Source organism: Aquabacterium sp. A7-Y, assembly GCF_026153205.1.
Classification (GTDB): Bacteria; Pseudomonadota; Gammaproteobacteria; order Burkholderiales; family Burkholderiaceae_C; genus Caldimonas.
Map to the genome: position 1 here is coordinate 25,485 of NZ_JAPFBW010000027.1, position 22,168 is coordinate 47,652.

At 69.6% G+C, this 22,168-nt stretch carries 20 protein-coding genes; 4 read left to right on the plus strand and 16 right to left on the minus strand.

All coding sequences use genetic code 11. The features are described 5' to 3' along the window. The first annotated feature begins 139 nt into the window (after positions 1 to 139). Entirely contained in the window at positions 140 to 1,849 is a 1,710-nt protein-coding gene (locus tag OOT46_RS21995; RefSeq protein ID WP_265405771.1) for a sensor histidine kinase, read from the plus strand. 40 nt (positions 1,850 to 1,889) lie between these two features. Here the strand turns inward: OOT46_RS21995 and OOT46_RS22000 are convergent, their stop codons facing one another. The 14 genes from OOT46_RS22000 to flgB all read right to left on the minus strand — a co-directional run bounded on the left by OOT46_RS22000 (position 1,890) and on the right by flgB (position 17,884). Beyond that, on the minus strand, positions 1,890 to 2,489 hold the full coding sequence (locus tag OOT46_RS22000) for a response regulator (RefSeq protein WP_265405772.1): 600 nt from the start codon (positions 2,487 to 2,489) through the stop codon (positions 1,890 to 1,892). A gap of 108 nt (positions 2,490 to 2,597) precedes the next feature. Further along, on the minus strand, positions 2,598 to 6,251 hold the full coding sequence (locus OOT46_RS22005; protein WP_265405773.1) for a PAS domain S-box protein: 3,654 nt from the start codon (positions 6,249 to 6,251) through the stop codon (positions 2,598 to 2,600). A gap of 94 nt (positions 6,252 to 6,345) precedes the next feature. Further along, the gene (locus OOT46_RS22010; protein WP_265405774.1) at positions 6,346 to 7,542 is read right to left on the minus strand and encodes an EAL and HDOD domain-containing protein; all 1,197 of its coding nucleotides are present in this window, start codon (positions 7,540 to 7,542) and stop codon (positions 6,346 to 6,348) included. 30 nt (positions 7,543 to 7,572) lie between these two features. Next, positions 7,573 to 8,757, minus strand: coding sequence for a flagellar hook-associated protein FlgL (gene flgL, locus OOT46_RS22015; RefSeq protein ID WP_265405775.1), 1,185 nt, complete (start codon positions 8,755 to 8,757; stop codon positions 7,573 to 7,575). Between the two features lie 22 nt (positions 8,758 to 8,779). Further along, a complete protein-coding gene (flgK, locus tag OOT46_RS22020) occupies positions 8,780 to 10,642 on the minus strand; it encodes a flagellar hook-associated protein FlgK (RefSeq protein ID WP_265405776.1) in 1,863 nt (620 codons plus the stop codon). 10 nt (positions 10,643 to 10,652) lie between these two features. Beyond that, on the minus strand, positions 10,653 to 11,534 hold the full coding sequence (flgJ, locus tag OOT46_RS22025; RefSeq protein WP_265405777.1) for a flagellar assembly peptidoglycan hydrolase FlgJ: 882 nt from the start codon (positions 11,532 to 11,534) through the stop codon (positions 10,653 to 10,655). Between the two features lies 1 nt (position 11,535). Then, positions 11,536 to 12,648: a flagellar basal body P-ring protein FlgI gene (locus tag OOT46_RS22030; protein ID WP_322114278.1), complete on the minus strand. Its 1,113-nt coding sequence runs from the start codon at positions 12,646 to 12,648 to the stop codon at positions 11,536 to 11,538. A 40-nt stretch (positions 12,649 to 12,688) separates the two neighbouring features. Then, complete coding sequence (locus OOT46_RS22035) at positions 12,689 to 13,369, minus strand: flagellar basal body L-ring protein FlgH (RefSeq protein WP_265405778.1); 681 nt, start codon at positions 13,367 to 13,369, stop codon at positions 12,689 to 12,691. Between the two features lie 14 nt (positions 13,370 to 13,383). Next, positions 13,384 to 14,166, minus strand: coding sequence for a flagellar basal-body rod protein FlgG (gene flgG / locus OOT46_RS22040; RefSeq protein ID WP_265405779.1), 783 nt, complete (start codon positions 14,164 to 14,166; stop codon positions 13,384 to 13,386). Between the two features lie 23 nt (positions 14,167 to 14,189). Beyond that, complete coding sequence (gene flgF / locus OOT46_RS22045; RefSeq protein WP_265405780.1) at positions 14,190 to 14,924, minus strand: flagellar basal-body rod protein FlgF; 735 nt, start codon at positions 14,922 to 14,924, stop codon at positions 14,190 to 14,192. A 34-nt stretch (positions 14,925 to 14,958) separates the two neighbouring features. Further along, the gene (flgE, locus tag OOT46_RS22050) at positions 14,959 to 16,308 is read right to left on the minus strand and encodes a flagellar hook protein FlgE (RefSeq protein WP_265405781.1); all 1,350 of its coding nucleotides are present in this window, start codon (positions 16,306 to 16,308) and stop codon (positions 14,959 to 14,961) included. 37 nt (positions 16,309 to 16,345) lie between these two features. After that, the gene (locus OOT46_RS22055) at positions 16,346 to 17,002 is read right to left on the minus strand and encodes a flagellar hook assembly protein FlgD (RefSeq protein ID WP_265405782.1); all 657 of its coding nucleotides are present in this window, start codon (positions 17,000 to 17,002) and stop codon (positions 16,346 to 16,348) included. A 22-nt stretch (positions 17,003 to 17,024) separates the two neighbouring features. Beyond that, positions 17,025 to 17,429: a flagellar basal body rod protein FlgC gene (flgC, locus tag OOT46_RS22060; protein WP_265405783.1), complete on the minus strand. Its 405-nt coding sequence runs from the start codon at positions 17,427 to 17,429 to the stop codon at positions 17,025 to 17,027. A gap of 32 nt (positions 17,430 to 17,461) precedes the next feature. Next, complete coding sequence (flgB, locus tag OOT46_RS22065; protein WP_265405784.1) at positions 17,462 to 17,884, minus strand: flagellar basal body rod protein FlgB; 423 nt, start codon at positions 17,882 to 17,884, stop codon at positions 17,462 to 17,464. Between the two features lie 196 nt (positions 17,885 to 18,080). On the opposite strand from flgB, the gene flgA reads away from it, so the two are divergent. The 3 genes from flgA to OOT46_RS22080 all read left to right on the plus strand — a co-directional run bounded on the left by flgA (position 18,081) and on the right by OOT46_RS22080 (position 19,697). Further along, on the plus strand, positions 18,081 to 18,824 hold the full coding sequence (gene flgA / locus OOT46_RS22070; RefSeq protein WP_265405785.1) for a flagellar basal body P-ring formation chaperone FlgA: 744 nt from the start codon (positions 18,081 to 18,083) through the stop codon (positions 18,822 to 18,824). 99 nt (positions 18,825 to 18,923) lie between these two features. Beyond that, complete coding sequence (gene flgM, locus OOT46_RS22075; RefSeq protein WP_265405786.1) at positions 18,924 to 19,250, plus strand: flagellar biosynthesis anti-sigma factor FlgM; 327 nt, start codon at positions 18,924 to 18,926, stop codon at positions 19,248 to 19,250. A 57-nt stretch (positions 19,251 to 19,307) separates the two neighbouring features. Next, complete coding sequence (locus OOT46_RS22080; RefSeq protein WP_265405787.1) at positions 19,308 to 19,697, plus strand: hypothetical protein; 390 nt, start codon at positions 19,308 to 19,310, stop codon at positions 19,695 to 19,697. A gap of 140 nt (positions 19,698 to 19,837) precedes the next feature. Here the strand turns inward: OOT46_RS22080 and OOT46_RS22085 are convergent, their stop codons facing one another. After that, a complete protein-coding gene (locus OOT46_RS22085) occupies positions 19,838 to 21,004 on the minus strand; it encodes a PEP-CTERM sorting domain-containing protein (RefSeq protein WP_265405788.1) in 1,167 nt (388 codons plus the stop codon). A gap of 447 nt (positions 21,005 to 21,451) precedes the next feature. Beyond that, positions 21,452 to 22,165 (minus strand): RNA polymerase sigma factor FliA, encoded by a 714-nt coding sequence (locus tag OOT46_RS22090; protein ID WP_265405789.1) that lies wholly within the window; start codon positions 22,163 to 22,165, stop codon positions 21,452 to 21,454. Between the last annotated feature and the right edge of the window lie 3 nt (positions 22,166 to 22,168).

The window sequence follows — 22,168 nt, forward strand, 5'->3', positions numbered from 1 at the left end:
TGTTTTCGACCGCAATGGCGGCGACTTGAGCGGCGCGCCCGGATCGAGCCCCTGGGCCCGCCCGACCGGCGCGCAAATGGCGGCACTGCGTGCGAATCGCACGATCGAAAGTGCAGGGACGCTCCTTACAATCGGCGCGATGGATCGATCCCTTGCCTCCGAGGAGACATCTCAAGGCAAACGCCTGCTGCTGGCCGCGGGCACCGGGGGCGGACTCACCCTGGCGTGGGTGGCATTGGGCCTTCCCGGCCTGTCCTGGCTCAACGAGGCCGGCAGCCCCCTGTCCGGCACCCCGGCGCTGTGGCTGGTCTGGATCTTTTTCGTCGGACTGGCACTGATGCTGGGCCTGGCCTGGTGGTTCGGCCGCCGTCTCGACGCGCTGTCCGAGGCCTGCCGTCAGGCCCAGGCCCACCGCGCCGCGCTGCAGCAGCTGCTGCCCGACTGGTATTGGGAAACCGACGCCGAGCACCGCCTCACGCTGCTGCGCCCGCCGCCCGGCGCACCGGCGCGCGACTGGCAGTTCGAAGCCCGCCTGGGCCGGCCGTTGTGGGACGACTTCGGCAGCGAGCCGGGGCTCTGGAGCGCACACCGCCAGATGCTGGAGGCCCGCGAACCCTTCACCGGCCTGCCGGCCCACCGCCGCGAGGGCAACGGCCATGCCGACCTGTGGCTGCTGCGCGGCGTGCCGCGCTTCGACGCGCAGGGCCGCTTCGCCGGCTACCGCGGCGCGGCACGCGACGTGTCGGCGCGCGCCGAGCTGCAGTTCGACCGCCAGATCGGCCTGCACCTGCTGGACACCGTGCCCGACGCGGTGCTGCTGGCCGAGGCGGTGCCGGGCGAGGCGGGCCAGCCCGACCGCTACGTGATCCGCCACTGCAATGAACCCGCGGCCCGCCACATCGGCGAGCCGGTCGCGCGCCTGAAGGGCCGCGAGGTGCTGGCCGAGCTGCGGCGCGCCCCCGGCTGGCCGCTCGCCCCGGTGCTGGCGCGCCTGGGCCTGCCGGCCGAGGAAGCGCCCGCGCGGGCCGCCGGCGCCGCCTGGAGCGCCCAGGTCGACCGTTTTGCTTTCGAGCACGGCGGCACCCGCCGCGACGCCCTGCTGCTGGTGTTCACACCCGCAGCGGCCGACAACGACGAGGCCGCGCAGCAGGAACGCGAGGCGGTGGAGCGTGAGCTGCAGTCCTTCAGCTACACGGTGTCGCACGACCTGCGCGCGCCGATCCGGGTGGTCGAAGGTTTCACCAAGATCCTCAAGGAAGACTACGGCCGCACGCTCGACCGCATCGGCAACGACCACCTCGACCGGGTGCTCGGCGCCGCCGCCCGCATGAACGGCATGATCGACGCACTGCTGGCGCTGTCGCAGCTCTCGGCCAAGCCGCTGCAGCAGCAGCCGGTCAACCTGACGCAGCTGGCCACCTACATCGTCGACGACCTGCGCCGCCAGTCGCCGGAGCGCAAGGTCGAGGTGCGCATCGAGCCCGGCATGACGGCCCAGGGCGACCCGACCCTGCTGCGGGTGGCGCTCGACAACCTGCTCGGCAACGCCTGGAAATACAGCGGCAAGCGCGACCAGGCGGTGATCGAGTTCGACAGCGTCGCCGAGGACGGCCGCACGGTCTACCGGGTGCGCGACAACGGTGCCGGCTTCGACATGCGCTTCGCCGACCGGCTGTTCGGGGTATTCCAGCGCCTGCACGGCGCGAGCGACTTCCAAGGCACCGGCGTGGGCTTGGCGACGGTACAGCGTATCGTGCGCCGCCACGGCGGGCAGATCTGGGCGGAGTCCGAAGTCGGTCAGGGCGCCAGCTTCTTTTTCACGCTGGGCGAGGGCAGGCGCCCGCGCTGAAGGAAACGCCCGCGCACCGGGCGCGGTGGTGTCACGGGCCTCAGCCCATGCCGCCCGGCCCGCTCAGCACTTCGAGGGCATCGACGAAACGCCGGCTCTGGGCCTCCAGGCTCAGGCCTTCCTGGCGCGCCAGCGCCTGCAGGCGCTGCAGGGCCTGGCGGCGCGACAGCGAAAAGCGGTGCATCGCGATGCCGACCGCGATCGCCACCACCTGCTGCAGCGCCGCCTCGTCTGCGGCAGCCGGCGGCGCGGCGGCTGCGGCCCCCTGCGCCTCGCGGCTGGCGAAGGCAGCGGCCACCGCCGGCACGATCTGCCGGATGTCGAGCGGCTTGACCAGGTAGGCGGTGGCGCCCAGCTCCTTGACCTTGGCGACGGTCTCGTCGTCGGAGAAGGCCGACAGGAACATGAAGGGAATCTGCAGGTGGTCGCGCAGGTAAGCGGCCACGTCGAAGCCGCTTTTGCCTTCCATGCGGATGTCCAGCAGCGCGAGCGCCGGGCGGTGTTCGCGCGCGAGCAGGATGGCGTCGTCGCCGTTGTCGGCGTCGACGACCTCGTAGCCGGCCTGCGACAGGCCGTGCGTCAGGGTCGCCAGCACCAGCCGGTCGTCGTCCACCACCAGGATCTTGCCGTTTCCAGACACGATGCTCGCTCGTCGTGATTGCCGTTGACTACGTCCTGATTGTGGCTGAAAACCCGCCCGCTTCCGCGGCGACCGGCCGGGCGGGCTCCTGCTTCGACGGGCGGTCGGTCAGCGCGCCGGCAGCCGCTGCACCCCGGGCGGCGTGAGCTGCACGCAGGCCACCACCTGATCGCCCTGGTTCTCCAGCGTCAGCCGGGCGCTGCGGCGCGGCAGCAGCGCCCGGACCAGCCCCAGCCCCGAGACCCCGCCCGGAAACCGTGCCAGGCTGAAGTCGGGAGCCAAGCGGCCGGGGTTGGCCACCTCGATGCGCACACCGTCCTCGGTGCAGTGCAGCCGGCACGCCACCTCGCCGGAGGCGGAATGCTTGAGCGCGTTCGTGAGCAGCTCGTTCAGGGTCAGCGCGATCGGGATCGACTCCGCCTCGGGCAGGCCCCAGGCCCCGGCCGACTCGCCCTCGACGCGCAGCACGATGGGCCGGTCGAAGGTCTTCTGCACCGAGCCCGTGATCGCGTCCACCACACGCTGCAGCGGCAGCGGCCCCACCGCGCCCACCTGCAGGCCGTAGACATGGGCGATGGCCTGCACCTGGCCTGCCACCTCGTGGATCGCGCCGGCCATCTCGGGCTTGCGCATCGCGATCTGCTGCAGCAGCCCGGCCACGCCCTGCAGGTTGTTCTTGATGCGGTGGTGGACTTCCTTGACCAGCAGGTCGCGCTGGGCGATGGCTGCCTCCAGTCGCGCCTCCTCGGCGGCCCGCTGCTCGGTGACGTTGGCGGCAACGAACAGCAGCTGGTCGGGCGCCTCGCCAGCCCGGGCCAGTGGCAGGTAGCGGGCGTCCCAGATGGAGTGCTCGCCATTGACGCAGATGCGGTAGTCGCGCTGCGTCACGCCGTGGCTGGTCAGCGCCGCTTCCATGTCGGCACGCACCGAGGCCGCCATCTCGGGGCCATGCACTTCCTCGACACTGCTGCCGATCAAGGTCTCGGGCGTGCGGCCGAACAGCCCGGCAGCGATCGGGTTGGCCTGCAGGATGCGCAGGCTGCGCGCGTCGCGCAGGGTGATGGCCAGCGGCGCCAGGTCGATCAGCCGGGTCAGCGAGGCTTGCGCCTCGGCGATGCGCTGCTCGGCCTGGCGGCGGCTGTCGATGTCCAGCAGCGCATAGGTGATCTCGCGTCCGCTGGAGCGGGTGCCGGTCAGCACGGCATTGCCGACCACCCAGAAGTGGCGCCCGTCGCGCGCCAGCACCCGGCATTCGAAGGTGTTGGACGGCCCCTCCTCGAGGCGCTCGGTGGAACGCCGGAAGGGGTGATCGGGGTCGTCCGAGGCCACCACGCTGATGGGCTGGCCGGCGAAGTCGGCCAGGTCTCCGGCGAACATGCGCCGGGCCGAGCGATTCATCCACTCGATGCCACGCGGCCCGACCGTGACGATGCCGACCAGCACCGAGTCGAGGATGGCGCGGGTGCGCTCCACCTGGTTGGCGAGCGCATGCTCGGCGCGCCGGCGGGCATCCACATTGACATAGGAGGCGATGATCGCGGTGTCCGGCTCCTCGCCCTCCACCAGTCGCTTGTGAACCTGTACCCAGCACAGCGAACCGTCCTTGCGACGCAGGCGCCGCTCGCCGGCCCAGCGCCCCTCGCGCTGCAGCGCTTCGCCGGCGCGCGCCTGCACGCCGCGGTACTCGGCCTCGTCCGGGAACAGCCAACGTTCGTCCATCGCCGCCAGCTCCTGCGGGCCGTAGCCGGTGAGGATGGAGAAGCCCTCGCTGGCGCGCTGCACCCGCCCGCCGCGAAAAAACACGATGCCGACGTCCGAGAGGCTGAACATCAGCTCGCGGTCGTGCGCCAGCGCCGCCAGCTCGGCCTGCTGGGCCTTGAGGCGAGTGATGTCGGACAGCACCGCGATCGACTCGATCTCGCCGCCACTGCTCTCCATGCGGCGCATCGACAGCGCACACCAGCGCGGCGGGCCGAGCCGCTGCGGGATCTCCAGCTCGGTCTCGTAGAGGCCGGCCTCGGCGAGCACCTCACGGGCTTCCCGCAGCGCCTGGCGCGCCGCCTCGGTGTCGGGAAACAGCTCCGGCAAGCTGCGGCCCTGGGCCGCCTCGGGCGCCAGCGCGAGCATGTGCTCGAACTGGCGGTTGTGGCGCAGCAGGGTGTCGCCGCGCAGGTAGGCAATGCCGGTCGAGGTGCTCTCCAGGATGGTGGTCAGCTCGTGCAGCAGGCGCTCGCTGCGCTGCTGGGCGAGGTGCTGGTCGGTGACGTCCAGGGTCAGCACCGAGGTGCTGCGCTTGCCTGAGCTGAGCGTGCGCGGCTCGACGCGCGTCTGCAGCCAGCGCAGCCCCAGTTCCGGATGCTCGATGGCATAACGCGCGTCGGCGCGCTCGCCGTGGCGCACCGCGCGCTGCACCAGGTCGAAGTCGGCCAGCGTCTCCGGGCGCACGAGTTCACGGCTGATGGCCTTGAGCTCGCTGGACATCAGGCCGCCGCCCTGCGGGGTCCCGCCGGCGAACTGGAAGCGGCCGGTGCCCTGGTCGAAGGTGGCGAGGCCGGCCTGTGCGGTCTCGGCCAGTGCGCCCAGCTGCGAACGCGCCATGTCCCGCTCGTCCTCGGCGGTGCGATCCTCGATCACCACCATGAAGCGGCGCTGTCCCTGGCGCTCCTCCAGGCAGCGCACCACGGCGTGCAGCGCACGCTCCTCGCCGTCGACGTCGACGCGGCCGTTGCGGTGCAGCGGCCTGTCGCCCGGCCGCAGCGCGTCGAGCGGCCCCCCCACATGCCAGCCCAGCAGGGATTGCAAGCTGGCCTGCGCGTTCACCAGCTGCTCCGGCACCGGGCCGATCAACTGGGGCAGCGCCGGGTTGCTTCGCACCACACGGCCGTCCGCGTCGAACAGCAGCATGCCGACGGTGGTCATGTCGAACCACTGGTCGAGCTCGTGCACCGAGCGGTCGGCCCGCTCGCGCGCGGTGTGCTCGGCGGTGCAGTCGTAGAGCACCGACAAGGCCAGGGGATGGCCCTCGCCGTCGAGCACGCGGCAGTGCGCGGCACGGTACCAGCGGGTGTGGCCGGCCGCATCCTTGAAGCGGCGCACGCTCATCGCCGCGGCCGCGTCGTGCTCGACGTCGTTGCGCAGATCGCCCCGCAAGCCCTGCTGGAAGGCCCGGTCGTCCGGGTGGAACAGCGCCATCGGGTCCAAACCGATCAACTGCTCGCGGCGGTAGCCGCAGTAGTCGAGGAAGGCGTGGTTGACGTCGATGATGCGGAACTCGGCGTCCTGGAGCACGACGGGAAAGGGCGACTCCCAGAACATGCGGCGCAGTTCGCGCAGCGCGCTGTCGTCCCGGCCTTCACGGACCGGCGCAGCGGCAGGCACGGGCGGAACCGGGCGGCGCGCGCCGGGCAGCGGATCCAGGCCGAGCACCCAGTGCCCGCTGTCTTCGGGCGCGAGCACCAGGCGTACCGGGCCTACGCCCGCCAGCAGCACGCGCGGCCCGGTCAGCAGCACCTCCGCCGCTGCCGGCTGGCGTGCCGCCTGGCGCAGCTGGCCCATCGCCCACTGCACCGCGGACAAGCCGAGTGCGGCGACCAGCGTCGAGAGCGTCGCGCCGGGCTCGGCCTTGAGCAGGGACCGCGCCACGCCGTTGACCGCCAGGATGCGCCCCGAGCCGTCGACCCGCAGGGCGGCTGCCTCCGGCGGGGCGGCCGAGTCGGCGCCGCGGGGATCGGCGGCACGGGATGAGCCTTGCTGCACGCTCATGGTCGGGAAGGTGGTGTTCGTCCGGATGCAGCGAGTGTAGGCCGACTCCGGTACGGCACGGCGAAGCGGCGCGCCGCCTGCCCCGGGGCCGCGCCTACTCCAGCTGGCTGGCGGTCGTCAGGGTGCCCAGCACGGCCCGGTTGGTCTCCTCCAGCGACATCAGCAGGTGCTCGGCGTGTTCGTTGATGACCGGGGCGGTCTCGGTTTCCACCGCCTTGGCGAGCTCCAGGTAGGGCTGGTAGGGACCGGTGTTGTCCGCCAGAGCCTGGTAGACCCGCTCGGGCACGGGGATGGTCTTGAGCAGCTCATCGAACGGCTTTTCGAACAGCTGGTCGAGCAGCGAGAAGACGCCGCAGATGAACACCTCGCTGCGCATCTCCTCGTCGCCCGAGTTGGCCACCAGCTGCTCCATGAAGATGCCGCGCCGTACCGAGGCGAACATCAGCGGGCGCATGTTGGCGTCCTTGCTGGCGGTCGCCAGCAGCAGCGCCAGCCAGCGCTTCAGGCGCTTGTAGCCGAGCAGCATGATGGCGTGGCGGAAGGAGCTGATCTCCACCGACAGGCCGAAGGCCGGCGAGTTGATGTAGCGCATCAGCTGGAAGGCCAGCGTCGGGTCGCGCTTGAGCACGGCTTCGAGCTTGTCGATGTCCTCGGCGGCGTCGACGCGGCGGATCAGCTCGACCAGCACCGCCATGTCGGGCTGGCCGGCCTTGGCGGTCGAGGTCGAGATCGCGTTCTCGATCGGCCAGCCCAGGATGGCCAGCGCACCGCGCGTGAAGCTGGCTTCCATCTCGGCCACCGTGCGCACGCCGCTCTGGATGAAGCCGATGTTGCGCACCACACCGGGCTCGAGCTGGCCGGCCGCCTCGTTCTTGCGACGGTCGTCCTGCAGGTCGATGATGGAGTACTTGAAGCAGGGCAGCAGCTCGGGCGGCAGGCTGGAGGCGGGCCGGCCATGCAGCAGCAGGGTATTGCCCTGCGCGCGCAGTTGCTGGATCACCGGGGCGTTCTCCGGGTCGCAGGCGATGAAGGAGGGCAGCTCGACCATCACGTTGGGCAGCGGCTTGGCCCGCATCAGGTCGTTCAGCAGGTTCTCGCTCATGATGTTGAGCGAGACGCGCGCGCCCCCCTCGGGCCACACCAGCGCGATCGCCTGCAACAGTTCGTCGGCCTTCAGGGCGCTGCCGGGGCGCAGCGCCGAGACCGTCAGGCGGGTTGCGACGACGGTCCGGTTGCGGTCCACCATCGGCGAATAACTGAGCGCGATGTGGCGTAGAACGTCGATATCCATGGAAAAAACCAGCAGTGAGTCGGCGCAGCCTCAGCGGATGTAGTCGAACAGCGACATGCGCTGTACCTTCGCGTAGGTCTGCAAGGCGGCATCGTAGCCGTTTTGCTTCTCCTGGAACTTGGAAATCGCCTCGACGAGGTCCAAATCTTCCGCATTAGTGCGATCTGTCTGCGCGTTCAGCTTCGACGCGGCCAGCCGGTCCTCGACCTTGTCGATGCGGTTGAGCGTGTCGCCCACCGAGCTGCGCACGCCCTGCATGCGCGAGAGCACCGAATCCAGGTCGCGCAGCCCGTTGCTGACGCCCTGCGGGACATTGCCGCCGCTCTTCAGCGCGGCGATGGCCGAGTCGAGCGCCTCGAAGACGCTCAGGGTGGGCTCGCTGGGCACGATCTCGAAACGGTCGCCGGCGGCAGGCGCCCCGTCGATCACGAAGGACATGCCGTCGATCTCGATCGGCTGGCCGGCCCGGAACTCGACGTTGGTCAAGCCGGTCGGCGCGCCGTTGCGCGTCACGGTGTATTGCGTCACGCCGCCGGCTACGCTGATGTCGATGGCGTAGTCCGCGCCAGTGAGCGCGGCCGGGTTGCGGATCTGGCCGGCGTCGATCCAGCCCTTGCCGGTATTGGCCGCCACGTCCCGTGTCTCGAACACGCCGTTGCCGGTCATCGCGGTCATCCAGGCGGTGTTGCCGTCGACGCTGACGGGCAGGCTTTCGCCCGAGGCCACCGCGACCTCGCCGGCGGTGCCGTTGTAGATCACCGTGGCGCCGCTTTCGAGGAAGGGCTTGGACGGCGAGCCCTGGCCGGCGAACAGGTAGGACCCGGCACCGTCGTCGCGGTTGGCGACCTGCAGCAGCTGCTGGCGGTACTGCTGCAGCTGCGTCACCAGGGTGTCCTGCTCGGACTGGGTGTAGGCGCTGTTGCCGGCGTTGACCAGGCTGTCGCGGGCCGACTGCAGTACGCCGACCGCGTCGCCCAGCGCGCTTTCGGACAGCCGCATCGCGTTGCGGCTGGCCTCGACCGCGCGCTGCGCGACGACCGCGCGCTCTTCCTGGGCCAGGGCGCGCTCGGCGCGGGCGGCCGAGGTCGGGTCGTCGCTGCCGCGCATCACCCGCTTGCCGCTGGTGAGGCGCACCTGGGCATCGGACAGGTCGCTCTGGCGCTGTTGCAGGTTGGCGACCGAGGCATCGTAGGTCTGGGCGGTGGAGACTCTCATCTAGGGACCTTCTCGGTGGGCATCAGCCGGCGGTCTGCAGCAGCGTGTCGAACACCGACTGCGCGATCTGCAGCACCTTGGCCGCGGCCTGGTAGCTCTGCTGGAACTGGATCAGCCGGGCGGCTTCCTCGTCGAGGTTGACGCCCGAGAGGTTGTTGCGTGCGGCCAGCGCGTCCTGCGCGATGGTGGCCGACATCTGGCTGGCCGCCTCGGCGCCCTGCACCCGCACCCCGATGTCACCGACCGCGTTGGCATAGGCGTCGGTGAAAGTGGTGCCCGCCACCATCTTCTCGTCGCGCAGCGCCAGCATCGCCAGCGCATTGCCGTTGTTGGTCGCGGGTGGCACCACCGGGCGGATCTCGATGATGTCGCCGGCCGCCGGCGCACCGGTCAGCCTCAGTTCCCAGCCGTTCATGCTGATGGGCTGACCGGGCACGATGGGCAGGCTGGTGACGCCGCCGTCGGTGCTGTAGGTGGTCGGCGACGGAAAGGTGATGGTGACGGCCGCACCCAGCGAGGGGTGGGCCTCCTTGGGGCTAAGGCTGCCAACGCCCATCGTGCCGCGGTTGCCGGTGCCCACCACGCCGACCACCCGCGAGGCCGCCGCGATGTCGCGCGGATCGGTGCTGGCGATCTTCACGTCGATGGCGGCCAGCCGGGTCGGCTGCAGCAGGAAGCGGTCGCCGGCATTGGCGCCGGCGCCGGGCACGAAGGTCAGGCCGTCGCGCTCGGTGCCCGGGGTGTAGGGCCAGCTGGCGCCGTCGCTCAGCCGGGTCATCTGCCAGGCCGCGCCGTCGTAGCGCATCTCGTAGTCGCTCGCCTGCAGCGCGGTCGCGTCGGTGATGTTGAGCGTGGGCGAGGCGCTGCCGGTATTGTTGGCATTGGGCAGCAGCCGCGAGCTGCCGGTCTCCAGCAGCGGCCCGCCGGCGCCGCCGAGCTGGTTGACACCCAAGGCCTGTTGCTCGTTGATGCGGGTCGCCAGAACGGTCGCCATGCGGCCGACCTCGTTGAAGGCCGCCGTCAGGTCCTTGCGCTGGTAGCGCAGCATGCCGGCAATCGAGCCGCCACTGAGCGCGTCCTCGGGGATGGGGCGCACGACACCCGCTTCCCTGATGCCCAGCGTGACGATGCTGCTGTCGAAGGCGTCGGGCGTCGCGTCGAGCTTGAGCGCGTCATTGCCGAGCACCAGGCGCTGACCGCCGCCGATGAACAGGCCGACGGTGCCGTCGTCGGCCGGGATCTGGGTCACGGCGACATATTTGCCCAGCTCGTTGATCAGTTGCTCGCGCTGGTCGAGCAGGTCGTTGGGCGCGTGGCCCAGGCCCTTGACGCGCGCCACCTGCTGGTTCAGGTCGGCGATGCGCTGGGCCAGCTCGTTGGCCGCCGTCACCTGGGTCTTGATGTCCTGCGTCACGCCGGTCTGCAGGCTGGCGAGCTGGCCGGCCACGGTGCGGAAGCGCGAAGCGAGCTCCTCGGTGTTGGACAGCACCACCTGGCGCGCCGAGGCGTCCGAGGGTGCGCTGGCGACGTCGGTGAAGGAGTTCAGCAGCTTGCCGGCCGAATAGCCGAGGCCGGCCTCGCCGAGCCTGAAGACATTCTCCAGCCGTTGCAGCTGCTCCAGCCGCGCGGCATCGGCCGACGCGGCGGCACCGGTGGTGGCGACCTCGGTGCTGAGGAACTCGTTGTGGGCCCGGCTGACCGTCGTCAGGTTGACGCCCTTGCCGAAAAATCCCGCGCCGGTGTACTGACCACCGGCGGTTTCCAGCTGCACCGTCTGGCGCGAATAGCCGGCGGTGTTCGCGTTGGAGATGTTGGCGGCGGTGGTGTTGAGCTGGGCCTGCGACGCGAACATCGCGCGAGTCCCGAGGCTGATCAGTCCGGACATCGCTCGCTCCTCAGGTCGCTGCGCGCTGCAGGCGCAGCGTCGTGTTGATGATGCGCGTCAGCTTGTCCGCGTACGCCGGGTCGGTGGCGTAGCCGGCCTTCTGCAGGCCTTGCGCGAAGCCTTGTGCCGTCTGGCCTTCACGCATCACGCCGGCATAGCGGTCGTTGTTCTTGAGCAGCCGGGCGTAGTCGCGGAAGGCGTCCTCGGCCGTGTCGTAGGCGCGGAACTTGGCGACCACCTTGCGCGGCTGGCCGTTGACGTATTCGGTGGTCGTGACCTCGGCGACCTTGCCCTTCCAGCTGCCGGTGGCCTTGATGCCGAACAGGTTGTGCGAGGGGCTGCCGTCGGCCATGCGGATGTCGCGCCTGCCCCAGCCCGACTCGTGCGCGGCCTGGGCCAGCACGAACTCGGCCGGGATGCCGGTCTCCTGCGAAGCGGCCTGGGCGGCGTTCCAGTTCTCGCGCAGGAAGTCGCCCTGGGCGCCGCTGGCCTTGGGGATGGCGACCGACTTGGGCAGGCCCTGCAGCGCGGCGGGCAGCCGCCGCTGGGTCACCTCGGCGCTGGTGGTGGCTTCGGGGCCGCCCATGTGGCGCGAGAGCTGGCGCGCGATCACGTCGGCCAGCCCGCCGGGCAGGCCGCTCATCTTCGTCGCGTACTGCGTGTCCAGCATCTCGGTGCCCATGTCCGAGCCTTCGTTGTCCAGCATGCCCGACTTCATCGTCGAGTCGCGCATGGTTTTCATCAACTGCTGCATGAAAACCGCCTCGAACTGCTTGGCGGCTTCCTTGATCGCCGCCTTGGGGTCCTTGGACGAGACGCTCTTCAGCGCGTCCAGCGAGCGGCTGTCGCTCGCCAGGCCCTGGGTCGGCACACGGACGGAATCGACGGACATGTCAGATGACCTCGAGTTCGGCCTGCAGCGCGCCGGCGGCCTTCATGGCCTGCAGGATGGCCAGCAGGTCCTGGGGGGTCGCGCCCAGCGAATTGAGCGCCTTGACCACGTCGGTGAGCTTGGTGCCGGCGGGCATGCTGACCAGCGAGCCTGCGCCCTGGCTGACCTGGATGTCGGCCTTCTCGCCGACCACCGTCTGGCCGCCGCTGAGCGGCCCCGGCTGGCTGACCACCGGGGTGGAGCTGATGCTGACCGAGAGGTTGCCGTGCGCCACCGCACAAGCACCCAGGGTGACCGCCTGGTTCATCACGATGGAGCCGGTGCGGGCGTTCAGTACCACCTTGGCCGAGGGGATCGCGACGTCGATCGGCAGGTTCTCGATGTCGGCCAGGAAGGCGACCCGCTCGCCGGCGGCCAGCGGCATGCGGACCCGCACCACGCGGCCGTCGAGCGCCTCCGCGGCGCCGGGGCCCTTGGCGCGGTTGATCGCGTCGGCGACCTGCCGGGCGGTGTTGAAGTCGGCGGCGTTGAGGTCGAGCTGCAGGAACTCGCCCTGGTGCAGCGAGGTGGCGACCGCGCGTTCGACCGAGGCGCCGCCCGGGATGCGGCCGGCGCTCAGGTGGTTGATCTGGACCTTGGAGCCGCCGGCGGCCGCGCCGGCGCCGCCGACGATCACATTGCCCTGGGCCAGCGCGTAGATCTGGCCGTCGGCGCCCTTGAGCGGCGTGGCGATCAGCGTGCCGCCACGCAGCGACTTGGCATTGCCCATCGACGAGACGTTGATGTCGATGGCCTGGCCGGGCTGGGCGAAGGCGGGCAGCTGGGCCGTCACCATCACCGCGGCGACGTTCTTGAGCTGCATGTTGGTGCCGGGCGGCACCGTCACGCCCATCTGCTGCAGCATCGCCAGCGTGCTCTGGGCGGTGAAGGGCGTCTGGGTGGTCTGGTCACCGGTGCCGTCGAGGCCCACCACCAGGCCGTAGCCGATCAGCTGGTTGCTGCGCACGCCCTGCACCGCGGCGACTTCCTTGATGCGCAGCGCCTCGGCCGACATCGGCAGCGCGAGCATCGCGGCGCCCGCGGCGCTCACCAGAAATTTGAGGATCGTGTTCATCGGCCATCTTCCCGCTTACTTGAGGGAAGTTTGGCCGACCTTACAGTGGCAGAACGTTCAAAAAGAACCGTCCCAGCCAGCCAATTCCCTGCGCTTCGGCCTGCTGGCCCCGGCCCTTGTACTGGAGACGGGCGTCGGCGATCTGCGAGGAGGCCACGCTGTTGCCGGACTGGATCGCACGCGGGTCGATGCGCCCCGAGAAGCGCATGATCTCGACGTTCTTGTTCAGGCCGATCTGCTTCTCGCCGGCGATCACCAGGTGGCCGTTGGGCAGCACCTCGATCACGGTGGCGGTGATGGTGCCCGTGAAATTGTTGGTGCTTTCGGTGCCGCCCTTGCCGGCGAAGGTGTTGCTGCCGCTGGCGTCGGCGCTGGCGCGGTTGAAGGAATTGGGGCTCAGGAAGGGCAAGGCGGTGATGCCGGCCTCGACGCTGCCCTGCTTGTCCACCGTGGTGGAGGACTTCTGGCTGGCCTGCACCCGCTCCACGATGTTGACCGTGATGCTGTCGCCCACCACGCGGGCGCGGTGGTCCTCGAACAGCGGACGGTAGCCGGCGGCCTGGAAGATCGAGCCGTTGGCGGGCGCGGGCGCGGCGGCGACCGCCACCGGCGCGGGCCGCGCGGTGGTCGGCTGGACCACCTCGACCTTGGGATCCATGCTGGCGCAGCCGGTCGCCAGCACGGCAACGGCCAGGGCGGCAGGGCGGAGGGCGGTGTACATCTTCATCACCTGCTTCACAGCTGCGTCAGGCGCTGCAACATCTGGTCCGAGGTCTGGATGGCCTTGGAGTTGAGCTCGTAGGCGCGCTGGGTCTGGATCATGCCGACCAGCTCCTCGACCACATTGACGTTGGAGGTCTCCAGGAAACCCTGCTGCAGCGTGCCCAGGCCGTCCATGCTGGGTGCGCCGGCCTGCGGGTTGCCCGAGGCGGCGGTCTCGACAAAAACGTTCTGGCCGCGCGGCTCCAGGCCGCCCGGGTTGACGAAGCTGGCCAGCTGCAGGTTGCCCAGCACGACCGGCTGGGCCGAGCCCTGCACGGTGGCGCTGACGGTGCCGTCCGGGGCCACCGTGATGGTCTGCGTGTTGGGCGGGATGGTGATGCCCGGCGCGACCGCGTAGCCGTTGTTGGTGACCAGCTGGCCGTTGGCGTCGGTCTTGAAGGAGCCGTCGCGGCTGTAGCCGGTGGTGCCGTCGGGCAGCTGGACCTGGAAGAAGCCATTGCCGTTGATCGCCACGTCCAGCGGATTGCCCGACTGCTGCAGGTTGCCCTGCGTGAAGCTGCGGGCGGTGGCGACCGCGCGGGTGCCGAGGCCGACCTGCAGGCCGGTGGGCAGCGTGGTCTGCTCGCTGGAGTTGGCCCCGCTCTGGCGCAGGTTCTGGTACATCAGGTCCTCGAACTGGGCCGAGGCGCGTTTGTAGCCGGTGGTCGCGACGTTGGCGAGATTGTGCGAGGTATGGTCCAGCTGGACCTGCTGGGCTTCCATGCCGGTCTTGGAGATCCACAGGGAACGCATCATGTCGGGTACCTCTTAACTTCCAATCAGCCGCCGGTGGCCGAGAGCAGCTTGGCGGCTGCCTGCTCGTCGCGCTCGGCGGTCTGCAACATCTTCATCTGGGCCTCGAACTGCCGCGCCGCGGCGATCATCGAAACCATGGTTTCGACCGCGCTGACGTTGGAGCCCTCCAGGGCCCCGTCCTGCAGCCGGGCGTTGGGGTCGGCCGGCAGCGGGTCGCCTTCGGCGCTGCGGAACAGTGCATCGGCGCCGCGTTGCAGCGGCGCCTCGGGCGTCACCATCTTGAGGCGGCCCAGCGGCGTGAGCGGGCCATTGCCCACCTTGGCGCCCACCGTGCCGTCGGGCGCGATCGACACCTGGGCGTTCTGCGGCACCTGGATCGGGCCGCCGTCGCCGAGGGCCGGCAGGCCGTTGTGCGTCATCAGCGTGCCGTCGGCGCTCACCGTCAGCGCGCCGTTGCGGGTGTAGGCCTCGGTGCCGTCCAGGGCCTGCACCGCGAGCCAGGCATTGCCTTGCATCGCGACGTCCAGCGGCCGGCCGGTGTTCTGCTGGCTGCCCGGCGCAGCGTCGTAGCCGGTGGTGGTCTCCAGTGCGTAGACCCGGGTGCTGGCGCCGTCGCCGCGCACCGGCACGGCCCGGAAGGCCTGCAGTTCGGCGCGGAAGCCGGTGGTGGACACGTTGGCCAGGTTGTTGGCCAGCGTCTCCTGCCTCTGCATCGTGGCCTTGGCCCCCGACATCGAGAGATAGATCATCCGGTCCATCGTGTCTCCTCAGGTCTCGCGGTCGCGTGCGGCATCAGCGCAGGCTGACCAGCGTCTGCAGCACCTGGTCCTGCGTCTTGATGGTCTGTGCATTGGCCTGGTAGGAGCGCTGGGCGGTGATCATGTTGACCAGCTCGGCCGTGAGGTCGACGTTGGACTCCTCCAGGGCGCCGGCCTGCAGCACACCCATGCTGCCCGAACCCGGCACGCTGAGCGTGGGGTCGCCCGAGGCGTAGGTGGCCGCCCAGGCGTTGCCGCCCAGCGGCTGCAGGCCTTGCGCATTGCGGAAGGTCGCCAGCTCGAGCTGCGCCGCCGGCTTGGACTGGCCGTTGGAGAAGCGCGCCATCACGATGCCGCTGTCGTCGATGGTCACGCCCACCAGCGCGCCGGCGGCGTAGCCGTTCTGCGTCAGGTTGGTGACGCCGAAGGCGGTGCCGTACTGGGTCGAGCTGCGCATGTCCAAGGTCAGGCCCGGGATCTCCAGAGTGGTGCTGCCGTCGGCCTTGGTGGTCGCGGGCACGGTCAGCGGGATCATGCCGTTGCCGGAGGTGCCGCCGCCGTTCATGAAGTACTGGATCGAGCCGGCCGGCGCCACCGGGTTGCCGCCGCTGTCGGGTGGGAAGGAGATGGTCGCGATGGGCTGCGGCGTCGTCGCGTCGCCGACCAGCGTGTTGCCGTTGGCGGTCGCGAAGACGTTCCAGGCGTCCGCCGCCGACTTCTGGAAGTAATAGGTCAGCGCAACGTCCTGGCCCTTGGCGTCGTAGACGGTCACCGAGGTGGCGTTGTTGTAGGTCAGCGGATCGGTGAAGTTGATGCTGCCCAGCACCGGGGCGGTGACACCGGCACGCGAGTCCAGGTTGAACTCGAGGTTGATGTTGTTGGTGGCCTGCGGGTCGATGCCGGCGGTCGGCAGCTGCAGCGGCCGGGCCTGCTGCGGCGCGATCAGGCCGTTGTTGTCGGCCATGTAGCCCAGCAGGGCCTGGTTCTGGTTGTTGACGATGTAGCCGGCGCGGTCCAGCTTGAACTGGCCGTTGCGCGAGTACATCGGAGGGCTGGCGACGGTGGGCGGCGCGGTCGGCGGGGCGTTGGGGTCGCGGTAGATGTCGGCCACCTGGAAGAAGCCGGCGCCGTTGATCGCCAGATCGAGCGAGTTTTCCGTGGTGGTGATGTTGCCCTGCGTGAACTGCTGCGCCACCGAGGCCAGGTTCACGCCGATGCCGATGCTGTTGGCGCCCGCGCCGTTCATCGCGCTGGCGTACATGTCGGCGAATTCCGCCCGCGCCGACTTGGCGCCGTAGGTGCCCGCATTGGCGACGTTGTTGCCGATGACGTCGAGGTTTTTGCTCGACGCGTTCAGGCCGGAGAGACCCTGTTGAAAGCCCATGGTGGTGTTCCTTGTCTGGACGGATGCGGGGACGGAATCAGTGGCTGACGACGCCGGCGACCTTGCCGTAGGCCACCGTCGTGCCATTCGTGAGGTCGAGCTCGACCCCTTGCGCGGTGGTGCTCACCGCGCCGACGGTCTCGCGGCTGTAGGAGGTGGCGGGCACGGCGCTGCCGCCGGAGCTGGCGCTGACCTTGAAACGGACCGCGGTCTGGTCGGTGCCGTCCTCGGGCGCCCACAGGAAGTGGTGCCGGCCGGCGTTCATCGCGCCCAGTTCTACCGTGTCGATCACCTGGCCGGCGGCGTCGGTGACCTCCACCGTCACGCGGCTGGCCTTGCCCGCGAGCTCGAAGGCGGCGCGGCCCTCGTCGTCGGCGATCGCCATCGTGTTGCCCTCGATCAAGACGTCGCGGCCGATCAGCGAGGCGGCCTGCATGGCCTGGCCTTGCGTGAAGGAGGCGCCCATGGTGGCGAGGCTGCTGTTGAGCTTCTCGATGCCGCTGACGGTCTGGATCTGCGCCATCTGGCTGGTCACCTGGGCGTTGTCCATCGGGTTCAGCGGGTCCTGGTTCTGCATCTGCGTGACCAGCAGCTTGAGAAAACGGTCCTGCGCCGAGGGGTCCTGGGCCGGCGTGCTCGTGCTGCCGTAGAGGCTGTTCGCGTTGGTGGTCGTGTTGCTGACGGAGCTGGTCATGGCGGCCTACTTCTGCAAAGGATTACTGGCCCAGCTGCAGCGTCTTCTGCAGCAGCGACTTGGCCGTGTTCATGACTTCGACGTTGTTCTGGTAGGAGCGCGAGGCCGAGATCATGTTGACCATCTCTTCCACCGCATTGACGTTGCTGTAGGTCACATACCCCTGGGCATCGGCTTGCGGGTGCTTGGGATCGTGCACGCGGCGCCCGGGGGTCTGGTCCTCGGTCACCTGGTTGACCTTGACGCCGGCCGCGCCGGTCTCGCCCATCAGCACCGTCTGGAACACCACCTGGCGCGCCTTGTAGGCCTGGCCGTCGGGGCCGGCCACCGTGTCGGCGTTGGCAAGGTTGCTGGCCACCACGTTGAGCCGCTGCGACTGCGAGCTGACCGCGCTGCCGGAAATATTGAAGACCTTGAACATCGACATGGCGACTTCCTTCTAGGGGCCGGGTCGCGGCCTCACTGGCCGGTGATGGCGGACAACATGGTTTTCACGCTGCCGTTGATGAAGCGCAGCGTCGCTTCGTAGCGCACCGAGTTGTCGGCGAAGTTGGCGCGCTCGCGGTCCATGTCGACGGTGTTGCTGTCGAGATTGGTCTGCGAAGCCAGCGCGTAGTTCAGCTCCACCGGGGCACGGCCGTTGACGGTATTGCCGATGTGCCCGGCCGAGGTGGTGGCCACCACCTTCGCGCTGGCGACCGCGCCGCCCGCGCTTTGCGCCCGGGTGGCCGCCTGCAGCTGCTTGGCGAAATCCATGTCCCGCGCGACATAGCCCGGCGTATCCGCATTGGCGATGTTGCTCGCGATCAGACGCTGCCGCTCGGAGCGCAGCACCAGGGCTTCGGCCTGGAAGTTGAGCGTGCTGGTGAGTCGGTCGAGCATGGGGACCCCTTGTAGTGCTTGCCGGCCTGCCGCTGTCCTGCGACTTCGGGGCGCGGCTGTCGATGTGAGGCATTGTCTGGATCCGCCCGAAGAACATGAGCCCGAATAGCAGGCAAAAAGCGATTCAATTCGCCGCCTGGCGCAGCCGGCACCTTCTCTACAGTGACGATCCGTCACACGCTGTTGCTCCCACTGCATGGAACCCTCCGCCTTCCGTACCGCCTGCCGCCTCGGCCTCGTGCCGGCGCTGCTGGGCGCGGCACTGGCGGGGGCCCGGGCAGACGAGGGAGCAAGGGATATCGGGGCCGCGCTGCGCGAGTTGGCGCAAGCTCATGCCCGAGAAAAGACAACGGCCGCAGCGGGATCTCCCGCGCCGCGTTTCACCCGAGTCGAGGTGAACGTGGGCGAGCTGGACAGCCGGCTCAAGCTGGCTCCCTGCACCCGCATGGAGCCCTATCTGCCGGCTGGCCTCAGGCCCTGGGGCCGCACCCGCATCGGGGTGCGCTGCCTGGAGGGGCCGACGCGCTGGAACGTGTTCCTGCCGGTAACGGTGCGCGTCTTCGCCGAGGCCTGGGTGGCCCGCAGCCCGCTGGCGGCGGGCGCCATCCTCCAGCCCGACGACCTGCAGCGGGGCGAAGCCGACCTCGCCGCGTCCTTGTCCCCGACGGTGACCGATGCGGCTGCCGTCGTCGGCCGTGCCCTGGCCCGCCCCCTGAATGAGGGGGAGGCCCTCAAGCTCAGCGATTTACGGCCGAAACTCTGGTTTGCCCCCGGAGACACCGTGAAGGTGGTGGCTATCGGCGCCGGCTTCACGGTACATGGTGAAGGCCGCGCGATGTCACCCGGTCTCGAGGGCCAGCCCGTTCGCATCCGCACTGACAGCGGCCGTATCATCACGGGCTTTGCGAGCGCCGAGCGCACGGTCGAGGTCCCCCTGTGACAGAAAAAAATCAGGGTCAGGCCTAAAGTCCGGCGCGTCGTTGACGAAATACCGTCCATGGAGGACGCGAGATCGTCCCCCCCGGTCAAGGAGAAGGTCATGAAAATCGGCAACCACACTGAAACGCCCTCGGTCGCGCTGTCAACCGGCACGGGCCCGCGCGCAACAGGCGTGGACGCTGCTGCCACCGCAGCCGCGGCCGTCAAGGCCTCGGCGGCCCAGCCCGCAGAGGCCAGTGAAAGCGCCACGGTGAAGCTGTCCAGCACCGCCACCAGCCTGATGTCCAGCAGCGCCGAGTTCGACGCCGAAAAGGTCGCGGCGATGAAGGCCGCGATTGCCAACGGCACCTTCCGGGTCAATCCGGAAGCCATTGCCGACAAGCTGATCGCCAACGCTCGCGAAGTGCTCGACCGCACCTCGCACTGAACCCCCGGCTGCCCGACAGCCGGCCCCGCCCCGACTCCCTGACCCTCGACCTGCGTCATGTTGGCCCCCCAAGCGACTGATCGTGAGCTGGAACCTGTCGTCCAGGCCGTGGAGGCACGCCTCCACGCGCTCGGGCTCGCCCTGCTGGCGCGCGACAGCGCCGCGGTGGAGCAGAGCGCCTCGGAATTGCACCGGGCCCTGACGCATGCCGTCGACACCTTCCGGCTTGCGGCACGTAACGGCGCCATCCCGCCGGCGCTGCGCCAGCGCCTGGTCAGTGCCACCGGCCAGGTGGCGGCCCAGCGCGAAAGCCTGGCCCGTGCGACCGCCGCGCTCGACCGCGCGATGGACGTCCTGATGCCGCGCCCGCAAGAGGTCGTCTACGGCGGCCAGCCCGGCAGCTCGACCTACGGCAGCGGCCCGCGCGGCCGCGCCATCAGCGCCTGAATCGGCACTTCCGCAAGCGGCCGAGCCCGCGCCCGACGCTGCCGCCGCCTCCCGCCCCTGCCCCTGCCCTCTTCAACCGGACATGAAAACGGCCGCTTCGAGCGGCCGTTCTGTCTTGGAGCGAAGGAGCTTGGCGCTGATCAACCCGCTTCGGCGGGGCGCCGGCGCCGTGCCTGCCAGCCCAGCACCGCGATGCCGGCCAGGAACAGCGCGACGGTTTCGGGTTCGGGGGCGGGCGACAGCAGCAGGGTGTGGCCATCGGTCGAGAAGGCCAGGATCAGGCCCTGGTCGTTGATCGCCCGGGCGGTCTGCAGTTCAAAGCGGTCGTCCAGCAGGAGGCCGTTGATGAAGGTCTTCTCGCCGTTCTCCCACAGGAAGGCGCCCTTGCCCACCGTCAGGCCGACCACCTGGCCCAGGTTGTTGATGCCCTCGCCATAACTGGTCGCGGCGGCGTTCCCGGCATCGAGGTCGATCAGGCCGCGCTCCTTGTTCCAGATGAAGGCGTGGGCGATGTCCTCCATTTCGCAGCCCACCGGAGTGCAAACCTCGCGCTGCTCGGCGATGGCGCCGGTGCCGACCACCCAGCCCTGGCTGTTGATGCCGGCCGGGCCCGACCAGCGGCCGCCCGGCGTGCCGAGTTCGACCTTGGTGCCGTCGGCCTGGTGCACGAAGGCGCCCGGGGGCACCGAGTCGCTGTTGTAGCCGGCAATGGAGCCGCCATCGTTGATCGCGATCGGGGTGTAACCCTGGCTGCCCGGCGTGCCTTGCAGCACCGGCTTCAGCCCGCCCTGCTCGGTCCAGGTGTAGGTGCTGTTGGCAATGCCTTTAACGTCGGAGAACCCGAGCTGCAGCAGCACCGTGCCGTTGTTGTTGACGCCCACCGCCTTGCCGTAGAGGGCCGAGGCCGGCAGGTCGATCTGCCGCATGCCGCCGCTCTGGCTCCAGACGAAGGGGGTTTCGCGGCTGTCAGAGCCGGCCACCGTGCCGTAGGAATAGCCCACCACCAGACCCTTGCCCGAGATCGCCGAGGCGACCGTATCGCGGCCGGCCCCGGTGCTGATCTCCTGGAAGCCACGCGTGGCGTCCCAGACGAATCCACGGCGGCCCTCACCGGCGACATCACGCACACCCACCACCTGGCCTGCGTTGTTGAGCCCGGCCCCGGACAGCTCGCCGAGGTCGATGACCTTGTAGTGGTGGGTTTCCGCCGACCAGCTCGACGCGGCCGACAGCGCCGTGGCCGCAGCCAGCGTCAATGCGCGGGCCAGGACGAGGCCGTTTTGCGCCGGAATGAAAGATGCCTTCATCGATGCCTCCCTGTGGATCCGGTGGAGCAGCAGGCGCGTCTGAACGCCTTCACAGCAACACTACACCTTGTTGCAGATTGTCTCGCACATAAGCGAGCGCACACAACGAATGATCGGCGATCGCTTCTCGGGAGGGGAGGTCATTTCTAACAACTTCGGCCCCGATGCAACGCTCCTCCCCCCGTTCGGGGGTAGCGCCAACAAGACCACTGCCTGACGGTACACCGATTGCTATCGGGGACCGCAACGGTGTGAGGCGGTTCACGAGACACGCCGGTTTCATCGCTCGACGGCGGCCCCGATCGGACGAGTGGCTCAAGCCATCCCGGGGACGCCGGCGAAGCGGGCCGGTCCTGGCCGCCTCATGTGAAACGGGCGGCCACGCTGGGCCGCCCGTCGGGGTCTTTCAGGCTGGCGGGGGCCTCGCTGTCCGGGCCCCGGCCGCGCTCACCACTCGCGCAGCTTCACGCGCAGACGGGCGATGGACTGGCTGTGCAGCTGGCAGACACGCGACTCAGTCACGCCGAGCACGGCGGCGATTTCCTTGAGGTTCATGTCCTGCTCGTAATACATGCTCATCACGAACTGCTCGCGCTCGGGCAGCGTCTTGATGGCCTCGACCAGCGCGCCGCGCAGGCGGTAGTCGTTGAGCTGGCGCAGCGGGTCGGCGTCCTTGTCGCTGACATGGCGGTCGAGGTAGTCGTCGTCGCTGCTCTCGCTGCTCATGTCCTCGAGATAGACCAGCTGGGTGCCGCGCACCTTGTTCAGCATGTCCTGGTAATCGCTCAGGGTGACGCCCAGCTCCTGGGCGATCTCGCTTTCCTGCGGCGCGCGGCCGAGCTTCTGCTCCAGGCGGTGCACGGCCGCCTCGATGGTGCGCTGCTGCTTGCGGGTGCCGCGGCTCATCCAGTCCGCCCCGCGCAGCTCGTCCAGCATGGCGCCCCGGATGCGCTGGGTGGCGAAGGTCTCGAACTGCACGCCCTGGCCGGCGTCGAAGCGGCTCAAGGCGTCGTTCAGGCCGATCATGCCGACCTGGATCAGGTCGTCGATCTCCACATTGGCCGGCAGCTTGGCGATCATCTGGTGAGCGAGGCGGCGCACCAACGGGCTGTACTGCTTCAGCATGGCGTTGTTGTCGAGGCGGCCTTTGGCGGTGTACATGAG

Coding starts and splice junctions, on each gene's coding strand:
- OOT46_RS22080 (WP_265405787.1), top strand. CDS start 19,308: ATGTTGGCCCCCCAAGCGACTGATCGTGAGCTGGAACCTGTCGTCCAG.
- flgL (WP_265405775.1), bottom strand. CDS start 8,757: ATGAGAGTCTCCACCGCCCAGACCTACGATGCCTCGGTCGCCAACCTG.
- OOT46_RS22030 (WP_322114278.1), bottom strand. CDS start 12,648: ATGAACACGATCCTCAAATTTCTGGTGAGCGCCGCGGGCGCCGCGATG.
- OOT46_RS21995 (WP_265405771.1), top strand. CDS start 140: ATGGATCGATCCCTTGCCTCCGAGGAGACATCTCAAGGCAAACGCCTG.
- OOT46_RS22055 (WP_265405782.1), bottom strand. CDS start 17,002: ATGACCAGCTCCGTCAGCAACACGACCACCAACGCGAACAGCCTCTAC.
- flgG (WP_265405779.1), bottom strand. CDS start 14,166: ATGATGCGTTCCCTGTGGATCTCCAAGACCGGCATGGAAGCCCAGCAG.
- flgK (WP_265405776.1), bottom strand. CDS start 10,642: ATGTCCGGACTGATCAGCCTCGGGACTCGCGCGATGTTCGCGTCGCAG.
- flgF (WP_265405780.1), bottom strand. CDS start 14,924: ATGGACCGGATGATCTATCTCTCGATGTCGGGGGCCAAGGCCACGATG.
- OOT46_RS22005 (WP_265405773.1), bottom strand. CDS start 6,251: ATGAGCGTGCAGCAAGGCTCATCCCGTGCCGCCGATCCCCGCGGCGCC.
- flgA (WP_265405785.1), top strand. CDS start 18,081: ATGGAACCCTCCGCCTTCCGTACCGCCTGCCGCCTCGGCCTCGTGCCG.
- flgC (WP_265405783.1), bottom strand. CDS start 17,429: ATGTCGATGTTCAAGGTCTTCAATATTTCCGGCAGCGCGGTCAGCTCG.
- OOT46_RS22085 (WP_265405788.1), bottom strand. CDS start 21,004: ATGAAGGCATCTTTCATTCCGGCGCAAAACGGCCTCGTCCTGGCCCGC.
- OOT46_RS22090 (WP_265405789.1), bottom strand. CDS start 22,165: ATGTACACCGCCAAAGGCCGCCTCGACAACAACGCCATGCTGAAGCAG.
- flgE (WP_265405781.1), bottom strand. CDS start 16,308: ATGGGCTTTCAACAGGGTCTCTCCGGCCTGAACGCGTCGAGCAAAAAC.
- OOT46_RS22035 (WP_265405778.1), bottom strand. CDS start 13,369: ATGTACACCGCCCTCCGCCCTGCCGCCCTGGCCGTTGCCGTGCTGGCG.
- flgM (WP_265405786.1), top strand. CDS start 18,924: ATGAAAATCGGCAACCACACTGAAACGCCCTCGGTCGCGCTGTCAACC.
- OOT46_RS22010 (WP_265405774.1), bottom strand. CDS start 7,542: ATGGATATCGACGTTCTACGCCACATCGCGCTCAGTTATTCGCCGATG.
- flgJ (WP_265405777.1), bottom strand. CDS start 11,534: ATGTCCGTCGATTCCGTCCGTGTGCCGACCCAGGGCCTGGCGAGCGAC.
- flgB (WP_265405784.1), bottom strand. CDS start 17,884: ATGCTCGACCGACTCACCAGCACGCTCAACTTCCAGGCCGAAGCCCTG.